Raw genomic sequence first — 10,649 nt, forward strand, 5'->3', positions numbered from 1 at the left:
GTGTAAACCTGTCTGGAATGGATATGGGAACGCCGAACCTGTGGGAGCGGGTTTACCCGCGAATGCGAGGGTGCATCCACTACCGCTTTCGCGGGTAAACCCGCTCCCACAGGGAACTTGCTGACTTCAGATAATGCGGACTTTCAGGGCACGGCCCTTGATCTTGCCGCTGTTCAAGCGCTGCATGGCCTGCTTGGCCACCGCCCGTTCCACGGCCACGAACGCCACGAAGTCGAAAATGGCGATCTTGCCCACCTGCTTGCCCGGCAAGCCGGCATCGCCGGTCAGCGCACCGAGGATATCGCCCGGGCGCAGCTTGTCCTTGCGCCCGGCGCCGATGCACAGGGTGGTCATCGCCGGCAGCAGCGGCTCGCCGCCTTTGTTCTTCAGGTTGTCCAGCTGCTCCCAGCGCAGCGGCTTCTGCTGCAGGTCTTCGATGGCCTGGGCGCGGTGGCCCTCGGCCGGGGCCACCAGGCTGATCGCCACGCCCTTCTCGCCGGCCCGGCCGGTACGGCCGACGCGGTGCACGTGAATCTCGGCGTCACGGGCCAGCTCGACGTTGATGACCAGGTCCAGGCCATCGATGTCCAGGCCGCGGGCGGCCACGTCGGTGGCCACCAGCACCGAGCTGCTGCGGTTGGCGAACATGGTCAGCACCTGGTCGCGGTCGCGCTGCTCCAGGTCGCCGTGCAGCGCCTGGGCCACGATGCCCTTGGCGGTGAGGTGGGCCACGACGTCTTCGCACTGCTGCTTGGTGAAGCAGAACGCCACGCAGGACTGCGGGCGGTAGTGGCCGAGCACGCGGGTCACGGCTTCCAGGCGCTGCTGCGCGTCGATCTCGATGAAACGCTGTTCGATCTGGTTGTCGCTGTGCAGCGCTTCGACCTTCACCTGCTGCGGCTGGCGCATGAAGTCCTTGGCCAATTGCTCGATGCCGGCCGGGTAGGTGGCCGAGAACAGCAGGGTCTGGCGGCGCGACGGGGTCTTGCCGATGATGCTGGCGATGGCGTCGAAGAAGCCCATGTCGAGCATGCGGTCAGCTTCGTCGAGCACCAGGGTGTTGAGACCGTCGAGTACCAGGGTGCCTTTGTCCAGGTGCTGCTGGATGCGCCCCGGGGTGCCGACGATGATGTGCGCGCCGTGCTCCAGCGAGGCGATCTGCGGGCCCAGCGAAACGCCACCGCACAGGGTGAGAATCTTGATGTTGTCCTCGGCCCGGGCCAGGCGGCGCAGCTCCTTGGCCACCTGGTCGGCCAACTCGCGGGTCGGGCACAGCACCAGCGCCTGGCAACCGAAGTAGCGCGGGTTGATCGGATTGAGCAGGCCGATGCCGAAGGCGGCGGTCTTGCCGCTGCCGGTCTTGGCCTGGGCGATCAGGTCCTGGCCCTTGAGGATGACCGGCAGGCTCTGGGCCTGGATCGGGGTCATCGAGGCGTAGCCCAGGGCGTCCAGGTTGGCCAGCATGGCGGCGGACAGCGGGAGGGTGGCAAAGGCGGTGGTTTCAACGGTCACGAGGCGGGCCTGCGGCTGGAGCGAAAAATGTCGCACAGTCTACCAGCCTCATGGCCATTCGCCCTACGACTCGACGTGCTCTTCCGGACGACGAGCGCGCCTTCCGTCTGTCGGCGCCAGTTGCAGGAAGATCGCCGCCGCCAGCATCGCCATCACGCCGATGGTGACGAAGGTCAGCTGGAACGCCCCCAGGGTGCTTTGCACGCCTTCGGCGCTGCCGGCAGCGGTGAAACCGCCGAGCAGCGCACCGGCGCAGGCCACGCCCAGGCTCAGCGACAGCTGCGCGACCACCGACAGCAGGCTGTTGCCGCTGCTGGCGCTGGCGTCGTCGAGGTCGATCAGGGTCACGGTGTTCATCGCCGTGAACTGCATCGAGTTCACCGCCCCGAGCAACGCCAGTTGCACCAGCAGCAGGGCATAGGGTGTCTGTTCATCGACCAGCCCCAGGCTGGCCAGCAGCAGGCCCAGCAGCAAGGTATTGCCGGTGAGTACGATGCGATAGCCCAGGCGTTCGATCAGCGGCCGGGCGACCGACTTGGCCAGCATCGCTGCCGCCGCCAGCGGGATCATGCTCATGCCCGCCTGGGCCGGCGAGTAGCCCAGCGCCACCTGCAGCAGCAACGGCACCAGGAAGGGCAGGGCGCCGCTGCCCAGGCGGGCGAACAGGTTGCCGAGGATGCCGATGGCGAAGGTGCGCACGCGGAACAGCGATGGCGAGAACAGTGGCTCCGGGTCACGCCCGGCACGCAGCCAGTACGCGGCCAGGCAGGCCATGCCGGCGAACAGCAACAGCATCACCCGCAGGTGCGGCAGGTGCAGCTCGCCCAGGCCTTCCATGGCGATGGTGATCAGCACCATCGCCGCACCGAACAGCACGAAGCCCGGCCCGTCGAAGCGGGTACGCTCGGCGCCGCGCAGGTCGGGGATGAACTTCCACACCGCATAGCAACCGAGCGCGCCCACCGGCAGGTTGAGCAGGAAGATCCAGTGCCAGGTCAGGATCTCCACCAGCCAGCCGCCGAGGGTCGGGCCGAGCAGCGGGCCGAGCAGGCCGGGGATGGTGATGAAGCTCATGATCCGCACCAGCTCGCTGCGCGGGTAGGCGCGCAGCACCACCAGCCGGCCTACCGGCAGCATCAGCGCCCCGCCCAGGCCCTGCACCACCCGGGCGAAGATCAGGAAGCCCAGGCTGTTGGCCATGGCGCACAGCAGCGAGCCGAAGCTGAACAGCAGGATCGCGCTGAAGAAGATGCGCTTGGTGCCGAAGCGGTCGGCGATCCAGCCCGAGGCCGGGATCAGCAGCGCCACAGTGAGCATGTAGGCGATGATCACGCCCTGCATGCGCAAGGGGTCCTCGGCCAGCGAGCGGGCCATGGCCGGCAGCGCGGTGTTGAGGATGGTGCCGTCCAGCGACTGCATGAAGAAGGCGATGGCCACCACCCAAGGGATCCAGCGGGCGGTGACGGGGTCCAGTGGTGCGCGTTCGGGCATGTGCTACCTCAGGTTCTTCGTTGTCCTGTGTCGGCCCTTTCGCGGGTAAACCCGCTCCCACAGGTTCAATGCTGCCTTTAAGGCATAGGTAATCCTGTGGGAGCGGGTTTACCCGCGAAGGGGACGGTCCTGCGGATCACAGTGTCAGGGTCAACCCCTTCACCAAAGCCCCCGGCAGATGACTCGACCCGGTACTGCGCTGCCCATAAGTGCTGGTCGACAGGATCATCTCGCGCTCCTGGGTCAGCTCTTCGAGCTGGTTACCCAGCAGGCTGTAAAGGCTGTCATCGAAGCGCATGGTGCTCACCGGCCCCTGGATTTGCCCGTTTTCCACCCAGAAGGTGGCGAACCGGGTCAGCCCGGTCATCCTCGCCGCGGGCAGGTCCGAGTAGTTCAGGTACCACAGGTTGCTGATGTACAGCCCGGTGCCCAGGCGTTCGAGGATCTGCGCGCTGGGCAGGTTGCCCGGCGCCAGGCTCAGTGCGCACGGCGATTCGTAGCTGTCGGCGCCATTGGCCTGAAGTGTGAACTCGGCGGCGCTGCGGGCACTCACCAGCCGTTCCAGTGCCCGGCCTTCACCGATCAGCAGCAGGTCGCGACGCGGCGAGCCCTCGTCGGAGAACGCCGGGCTCAACGAGCCGCTGACCTGTTCGCTGAAACTCACCAATGAGCTCAGTCGTGCATCGCCGTTGTACAGGCGTTGCAGCGAGCTGTTCCCCGTGGCCAGCGCCTGGGCGGAGAAACCACCCCAGCAGAGCATGCCGGCGATCTCGTCCATCGCCGCTGGTGCCAGGTAGGCGCGATAGCTGCCGGGCTTGAGGGTAATGGCCGGGCGGCCCAGGTGCTGCAGCTGTTCGCGGGCCAGGCGCAGGCGCGCGGCAAAGGCCTCGCCGCTCCAGGCTTGGCCCGCGTAGTTGGCTTTGACCGCCTGGCCGTTGGTGTGGAACAGGCTCCAGTCGAAGTTGAAACTGTTGGCCTGGTGCCAGCCGAAGGCGCCGAACGAGCTGGCGAAGCCGCGGCAGATGGGGCCGGCAGCGTAGATGCCGACCAGGTCCAGGTCGTTGGCCTCGCGCCCGACCAAGGCCAGCACTTCATCCAGCTCGGGCAGTGGCTGCTCCAGCAGGCTGTGGCTGTGCCAGGCGCTCTCGTCGAGGCTCAGGTAGGGATCGACCGGCAGCAGCGGCAGGGTCTGACGCAGTTGCCCGAGGCCGTCATGCAGGCGCTGGCGATCCAGCTCGGCGTCATCGCCCAGGGTGATCTGCTGTTCCGCCTGGCGGCCATCGCGAATCAGCCGCAGCTGCACGCTGGCCTGGCTGACCAGCCCGGCCTGGCGCACCTTGGCATGGTTGAACCGCACGAACTGCGAGTGTTCGGCGCTGTAGCCCAGGGTGAACTGCTCGCCGGGTTGCAGCGCATCGCGCAGGGCGCCGAGCAGGTCTTCGAAACGTTGTTGATAGGTGCTCATCAGGCGTCCCCTCCGAATACGTCGATCTGGCGGAACACGCAGGCCGGCGAGGCGTGGCCGACCCGCACCACCTGGTTGGGTTCACCCTTGCCGCAGTTGGGCGTGCCCAGTACCTGGAAGGTGCTGCGATCGCCCACCGCCGACAGGTTGCGCCAGAAATCGGCGGAGATGCCCCTGTAGTTCGGGTTTTTCACCACGCCCTTGAGCTCGCCGTTCTCGATCAACTGGCCCCATTCACAGCCGAACTGGAACTTGTTGCGGGCGTCATCGATGGACCATGAGCGGTTGGTACGCATCAGGATGCCGTTTTCGATCCCGCCGATCAGCTGCTCCAGCGGCTGGTCGCCCGGCTCGATATTGAGGTTGGCCATGCGGTCGATCGGCGCGCGGTTCCAGCCACAGGCGCGGCTGTTGGCCACGCCGTCCAGGCCCGAACGCAGTTGCGACAGCGCGCCGCCCAGCGGGCGCACCAGCAGGCCGTTGCGGATCAGGAACTGTTTGCTGGCCGGGGTGCCGTCGTCGTCGAAGCTGTAGCTGGCCAGCTCTTCGCCGATGGTCGGGTCGAAGGTCACGTTGAGCAGCGTGGAGCCGTATTGCAGGTGGCCGAAGTCGGCGGCTTTGACGAAGCTGGTGCCAGCGTAGTTGCGCTCGTCGCCGAGGATGCGGTCCATCTCCAGCGGATGGCCGATGGACTCGTGGATCTGCAGCATCATCTGGTCGGGCATCAGCAGCAGGTCGCGGGTGCCGCTCGGCGTGTTGGGCGCCAGCAGCAGTTGCAGGGCTTCGTCGGCCACGCGGCGGGCCGCGCCGACCAGGCCGCAGCGCTCGATCACCTCGACGCTGCCTTGCTGGCCGAAGTTGTCGCGGCCCAGGGTGCGGCTCTGGCTGTCCTGGCCGTCGCTGGCGGTGACGCCCAGGCCTGGGTAGACGAAGCGCTGGGCATGGCGCAGCTCGGCGCCGGCGGAGTTCAGGTAGGTCTGCTCGACCAGGCTGATGCCCAGGCTGGCTTGCCAGTCCACCAGGCGGCTGTCCTTGGGCACGCTGGCGGATTCTGCGGCCAGCAGCTCCAGGCAGTCGGCGAGGTTGGGCAGGGGTTGCTCGAAGTTGGGCGAAACGTGGTCGTGACGCTCGCTCGGGGCGGGCTGGCCGCTGAGGTCGAGCAGGCTATGGGCCTTGATGCGCCGGGCGAGCGCTTCGGCCTGTTCCAGGGCGCGCTGCAGGCCGCTTTGCGACAGGTCGGCGGTGGCCGCGTAGGCCTCGACGCCATTGACCCGCACGGTGAGCATGGCGCCTTCATCCTGGCTGAAGTGCGGCGGCTCGGTGACATTGCGGCGTACTGAAAGGGACTGGTGCGATTGCTTGACGTGGCGAAGCGAGAACACTTCGGCCGTGCTGCGCAGCGCGGCGAAGCGCTGGCGCAGCAGGGCGCTGGAATCGAACATGGGAAACCTCCGTTGGCGCGGTGGCTCCCCCTAGAACCACCCCTCTTGCATGCCCAGGCACGTATCGTCGCGGGCCTCGAGCAAGGCGAGGTCATTATGGCAGCCCGGTACTTCCCAGGTGAGGAAATAACGCGCGGCCTGCAGCTTGCCCTGGTAGAAGTCGCGGTCGCGGCCCTTGAGCAGGCCGACTTCGGCATGGATAGCCTGCTCCAGCCAGCGCCAGCCGATCACGCAGTGACCGAAGGCCTTCAGGTACAGCGCCGAGTTGGCCAGGGCCCCGGCAACCTTGCCTTGGGCCAGGTCGCCGAGCAGGGCCAGGGTGACCGCTTGCAGGCGATTGACCAGTTGCTCCAGCGGTTGGCGCAGGGTATCCAGGTTCGGCTGATGGCCGGCGCGCTCGCAGGTGCCGGCAATCAGGCGGATCAGTTGCTTGAGCCCGGCGCCGCCGTTCTGCGCCAGCTTGCGGCCCAGCAGGTCGAGGGACTGGATGCCCTCGGTGCCTTCGTGGATCGGGTTCAGGCGGTTGTCGCGGTAGTACTGCTCGACCGGGTATTCGCGGGTGTAGCCATGGCCGCCGAGGATCTGGATCGCCAGCTCGTTGGCCTTGAGGCAGAAGGCCGAGGGCCAGGATTTGACGATCGGGGTGAGCAGGTCGAGCAGCTCCTGGGCTTGCTGGCGGGCGTGTTCTTCGGGCGCGGTGTGGGTGTCGTCGAACAGCCGCGCGGCGTACAGGCCCAGGTCGAAGGCGCCTTCCACGTAAGCCTTCTGGGCCAGCAGCATGCGCTTCACGTCGCTGTGCTCGATGATCGGCACGGCCGGGCTGTGTGGGTCCTTGTTGTCCGGCAGGCGGCCTTGCGGGCGCTGGCGGGCGTACTCCAGTGAATAGAGGTAGCCGGCGTAACCGAGCATCACCGCGCCCATGCCGACGCCGATGCGCGCTTCGTTCATCATCTGGAACATGCAGGCCAGGCCCTGGTGCGGCTGGCCGACCAGGTAGCCGACGCACTGGTCGTTGTCGCCGAAGTTCAGTGCGGTGGAAGTGGTGCCGCGCCAGCCCATCTTGTGGAACAGCCCGGCCAGCAGCACATCGTTGCGCGGGCCCCGGCTGCCGTCGGGGTTTACCAGGTACTTGGGCACGATGAACAACGAGATGCCTTTGACACCAGCCGGTGCGCCCGGCAGCTTGGCCAGGACCATGTGCACGATGTTTTCCGAAAGCTCGTGGTCGCCGCCGGAGATGAAGATCTTGTTGCCCTTGAGCCGGTAGCTGCCATCGCCGGCAGGCTCGGCGCGGGTGCGGATATCGGCCAGCGAAGAGCCGGCGTGGGGCTCGGTCAGGGCCATGGTGCCGAAGTAGCGGCCTTCGATCATCGGTTGCAGGAACAGGCGCTGCTGTTCTTCAGTGCCGAAGCTCTCGATCAGGTTGGCCGCGCCCATGGTCAGGAACGGGTAGGCCGTGGTGCCGGCGTTGGCGGCCTGGAAGTGGGCGAAGCAGGCTTGCGAGACCAGGCTGGGCAGTTGCATGCCGCCGACGTCGAAATCGCGGTTGGCGTTGAGGAAGCCGGCTTCGAGGAAGGCGTCGACTGCTGGTTTCACTTCCGGGATCAGTTCGGCGCGGCCGTCCACGTAGCGTGGCTCATTTTCGTCGCCATTGCGGTTATGTGGGGCGAAGTACTTTTCGGCGATGGTACGGGCGGTGGTCAGCGCCGCGTCGAAGGTTTCGCGGCTGTGCTCGGCGAAGCGCGGGCGCTGGGTCAGGGCTTCGGCGTCGAGGACTTCGTAGAGTTCGAAGGCGAGGTTGCGGCTGCTGAGGAGTTGCTCGGACATGGCGGCATTCCTGGGTCGGGGTGCGGCGAGTCTAGGCGGGGTGGTGGGGCGGGGGACAGGTTAATTGGTTTGGGTGATATGGGTTTAGAAGGCTGTGTTTTCGGGGGGATTTAGGTGAGGGCTGCCAGGTGTTCGCCGAAAGTTCTTCAGCGCCTATGAGATCGAGCGCCGCCCGCGCGGCGCATCGCTGGCAAGCCAGCTCCCACAGTTTGTTTCGGGCCAATTATTCCTGTGAAAGTATCGGCGCCTGCCTTGGTGCATGCCTTGAGTCATGCGGGGCGGCGGCAACGCCCATGCTGAAACCGCGCCGTATCAACAAGGCGGACAGTGATGACCTCACAGGAGTAACTGGCCTGAAACAGATGTGGGAGCTGGCTTGCCAGCGATGCGCCGCGCGGGCGGCGCTCGATTTCATAAGCGCCAGAAGCCTTTCGGCGAACACCTGGCGGCCTCCCCAAGACCTTGAAATGAAGGGCGATGGGTTGTTCGTGCTGGTCACGGCATCTGAGCTGGTGATTTAGTTCTGCTCAGTCGAGCAGCGCTCTTAGCTTGGAGCCGCAGCTCTAGGCCAAAAACAATGCGCCGTTTGATTTCAGGGGGCGAAAAAAGCCCTTTATGCAGCTCATATCGCGTACGCAGAGTTGAATGTGCGTCTCCTGTCGGAAGGCGGTGCCGGGGTAAAGCTCGGCGCCTTCCAGAAAAGGAGAGCGGATAGATTGATAGGGCTCTAACTCAACCAGTTCTCGGGCTGTGTGAAGGAGTTGGAAAACAGCGCAGTCCAGATACCGCTTGAGGTTGTCCATATCGCCTGGGAACCCCAGTGCGTTCTCAGGAATTTCCCCACCTTTATCTATCAGCAACTGGTAGGCGACACCAAGCTCTTGTAGTGCGCCTTCATCCGTGAGGTTCAGACACAAGCCGAGGTTGATTACCGCTCCAATTACATAGGGGCTTTTTATACTTCCCTGGCCGCGCTTATGTGCCTTCAGGCGTTGGGCGTAACTAAGCGCGCGGTCGGGGCTGTTTTCCCAGAAATAGGCGCCCTCACCGAGCCAGTCGTAAGCATTGACACTGGGTGAAATAGGTTCGCCAGCGAGGATGGCTTCGCCTACCTCGCGATCGCAGCCATGGAAGCCCAAGACGAATGATGGAAGTTATTGATACATCTAGCGATAAGGAGCCTTAAGTTCACCTTCTTCTGTGAAAACCCCGGTTTTTACCCAGAATGCCCTGGCTTCGTCGGGGTTGCGTGACAGAATCTGTGCGAGCTGACGAATGCGCTGGACTGCCTCGATGTGTGGGTTTTCGGCTCTCGACCTGCTCTGTGTTTTTGCACTCATGAAAACCTCCCTGCAATCAGTGTCGGCGGATGCGGTACGGTCGATTCTAGAGCTGATTGGTCTCGGGCGTCAGTATGCCTTTGCTGGCGAAGTGCTCAGTAATTGATTGCCATTTGTGAGTAAATTTTCAGTTTTTCCCTGTTGCTTGTAGTCCATTTCTCAAACATGCTCCTGGCCTCTTTCAAGCCATTGCGGTGCTCTGGGTTGGTCACTAGTCTCGGGCGGTCGTTGCGAATGCAGCGACCGGCTTTGACAGGCCGCTGAGAACCTTGCGCATGGTTTCCGCGTTATGGCGGTTGTGCGTGGGGCACCTTGTGTGCGCCGGGTTAGGTTCTCTCACCGGTCTGTCAACCCACGTACAGCTGCCACCCTTTTGTTTGACAGCAGATGGTGGTGGCCCACTTTGAGAGAGCCATACCATGCTGAAGATCGTCCCCGACCCACCCCACAACCATCACTCCCTTGAAGACACCCTGATCCAGGCCACCGAGTACGCCCTGTGCGCAGTGACCGTGGTCCATCAGGCGATGCTGCTGCAGCCCAAGTCGCCCGTTTCGGTCTTGTTGATGACGGCGATGCACGAGACCGAAGCGCTGCGGGTGTTGCTCGAATCGGCACTGATTCAGGCGCAGATGCCGGCGCAGGCGTCGGCGTTGCATTAAACCGCTAGGCATGTGCTACCTGATCGGGCCCTTTCGCGGGTAAACCCGCTCCCACAGGCACAGCGCAGGCCATGAGGTATAAGTGAAACTGTGGGAGCGGGGTTACCGCGAAGAGGCCTGCAAGATGGCGATAAAAAGGAGAGCCTGAGCTCGTCTTTTCTTTTACCTTTCATGTATTGGATTAAATTTGATCTCTTAGCTGGTCGCCATCTGTGAGATCTCCCGTAGTTCAGCCTTGAGACTGCAGAACCAATTCAGTCAAAATGTTAGGCTGCTGAGTTTCATCAACCCTTGCCACGACATGGGGGCCGAGCAGCGGGCCTATTTTTCTGAAGCTGAGCATGCCAATGGCTGTATAAAGTGCTTGCTTTAGTGATTCGTCGTAAACATGACAGTAGATTTTTCTGCCTGTCAGATCTGTCAAGATGGCGATAAGGTTGCCATCCTCCCCGTGCTCTACGTTCGCCGTAGTTACGGTAAAGTAGGAACCGTTCGTGTTATTTGGCGCTTCTCCGGGCGGATGAGTATCAATGCTCATCCATTTCAGTAAATGGGGGGTGGTTGAGGTATCAATGTCTGCCAGAACATGGAGCGCGAGCGAAGGATGAGCTTTTGAAAAACTGAGTGCTTGAACCCCAGAAAAGACTGCCTTCAAGACATCGGCTTCGTAGACTTCGCATCTTAGGCGTTCTAGGGGGTGCGTGCAGATTAGATCAACTACAATCGGACCATTGGATATGGTTCTGATATCAATATCCTTCACGATACGCATCGCTTTTGGATTTTCCATCTTGCAGTTCTCCAGTTGGGCGAGCTTGTGCTCGACGGGCTCATCTTGGAGCATCACGCAATAGCCTGAAACTAGCATTTTTATCAGGTGGGCAATTGGATGAACTCAAAAAAGGAGAGC

At 63.5% G+C, this 10,649-nt stretch carries 9 protein-coding genes; 2 read left to right on the plus strand and 7 right to left on the minus strand.

Going from position 1 to position 10,649, the window contains the following annotated elements; translation table 11 throughout:
- Nucleotides 1-126 precede the first annotated feature (126 nt).
- From dbpA to ACQ4N9_RS03495, 5 genes are all read right to left on the minus strand, one after another.
- Nucleotides 127-1,464 carry an ATP-dependent RNA helicase DbpA gene (dbpA, locus tag ACQ4N9_RS03475; RefSeq protein ID WP_390966091.1) on the minus strand — a complete coding sequence of 446 codons (1,338 nt, stop codon included), beginning with the start codon at nucleotides 1,462-1,464 and terminating at the stop codon, nucleotides 127-129.
- 111 nt (nucleotides 1,465-1,575) lie between these two features.
- Nucleotides 1,576-3,003, minus strand: a complete 1,428-nt coding sequence (mdtD, locus tag ACQ4N9_RS03480) for a multidrug transporter subunit MdtD (protein ID WP_110995793.1) — start codon at nucleotides 3,001-3,003, stop codon at nucleotides 1,576-1,578.
- A gap of 136 nt (nucleotides 3,004-3,139) precedes the next feature.
- Nucleotides 3,140-4,468, minus strand: a complete 1,329-nt coding sequence (locus ACQ4N9_RS03485; RefSeq protein ID WP_430932198.1) for a TldD/PmbA family protein — start codon at nucleotides 4,466-4,468, stop codon at nucleotides 3,140-3,142.
- Nucleotides 4,468-5,910 (minus strand): TldD/PmbA family protein, encoded by a 1,443-nt coding sequence (locus ACQ4N9_RS03490; RefSeq protein WP_390965845.1) that lies wholly within the window; start codon nucleotides 5,908-5,910, stop codon nucleotides 4,468-4,470. Before ACQ4N9_RS03490 ends, ACQ4N9_RS03485 begins: the two co-directional genes overlap by 1 nt.
- 30 nt (nucleotides 5,911-5,940) lie before the next feature.
- On the minus strand, nucleotides 5,941-7,737 hold the full coding sequence (locus ACQ4N9_RS03495; protein ID WP_390965847.1) for an acyl-CoA dehydrogenase: 1,797 nt from the start codon (nucleotides 7,735-7,737) through the stop codon (nucleotides 5,941-5,943).
- Between the two features lie 293 nt (nucleotides 7,738-8,030).
- Here ACQ4N9_RS03495 and ACQ4N9_RS03500 point away from each other — a divergent pair, with 293 nt between their 5' ends.
- A complete protein-coding gene (locus ACQ4N9_RS03500) occupies nucleotides 8,031-8,258 on the plus strand; it encodes a hypothetical protein (protein ID WP_390965849.1) in 228 nt (75 codons plus the stop codon).
- Nucleotides 8,259-8,300: 42 nt separating this feature from the next.
- On the opposite strand, the gene ACQ4N9_RS03505 is transcribed toward ACQ4N9_RS03500, so the two are convergent.
- A complete protein-coding gene (locus ACQ4N9_RS03505) occupies nucleotides 8,301-8,876 on the minus strand; it encodes a hypothetical protein (protein WP_390965851.1) in 576 nt (191 codons plus the stop codon).
- Between the two features lie 620 nt (nucleotides 8,877-9,496).
- Here ACQ4N9_RS03505 and ACQ4N9_RS03510 point away from each other — a divergent pair.
- A complete protein-coding gene (locus ACQ4N9_RS03510) occupies nucleotides 9,497-9,739 on the plus strand; it encodes a hypothetical protein (protein ID WP_390965853.1) in 243 nt (80 codons plus the stop codon).
- Nucleotides 9,740-9,968: 229 nt separating this feature from the next.
- On the opposite strand, the gene ACQ4N9_RS03515 is transcribed toward ACQ4N9_RS03510, so the two are convergent.
- Nucleotides 9,969-10,583, minus strand: coding sequence for a hypothetical protein (locus tag ACQ4N9_RS03515; RefSeq protein ID WP_390965855.1), 615 nt, complete (start codon nucleotides 10,581-10,583; stop codon nucleotides 9,969-9,971).
- Between the last annotated feature and the right edge of the window lie 66 nt (nucleotides 10,584-10,649).

This window comes from Pseudomonas sp. ES1, from assembly GCF_050586605.1.
GTDB lineage: Bacteria > Pseudomonadota > Gammaproteobacteria > Pseudomonadales > Pseudomonadaceae > Aquipseudomonas > Aquipseudomonas sichuanensis.

Coding starts and splice junctions, on each gene's coding strand:
- dbpA (WP_390966091.1), bottom strand. CDS start 1,464: ATGCTGGCCAACCTGGACGCCCTGGGCTACGCCTCGATGACCCCGATC.
- mdtD (WP_110995793.1), bottom strand. CDS start 3,003: ATGCCCGAACGCGCACCACTGGACCCCGTCACCGCCCGCTGGATCCCT.
- ACQ4N9_RS03485 (WP_430932198.1), bottom strand. CDS start 4,468: ATGAGCACCTATCAACAACGTTTCGAAGACCTGCTCGGCGCCCTGCGC.
- ACQ4N9_RS03490 (WP_390965845.1), bottom strand. CDS start 5,910: ATGTTCGATTCCAGCGCCCTGCTGCGCCAGCGCTTCGCCGCGCTGCGC.
- ACQ4N9_RS03495 (WP_390965847.1), bottom strand. CDS start 7,737: ATGTCCGAGCAACTCCTCAGCAGCCGCAACCTCGCCTTCGAACTCTAC.
- ACQ4N9_RS03500 (WP_390965849.1), top strand. CDS start 8,031: ATGCTGAAACCGCGCCGTATCAACAAGGCGGACAGTGATGACCTCACA.
- ACQ4N9_RS03510 (WP_390965853.1), top strand. CDS start 9,497: ATGCTGAAGATCGTCCCCGACCCACCCCACAACCATCACTCCCTTGAA.
- ACQ4N9_RS03515 (WP_390965855.1), bottom strand. CDS start 10,583: ATGCTCCAAGATGAGCCCGTCGAGCACAAGCTCGCCCAACTGGAGAAC.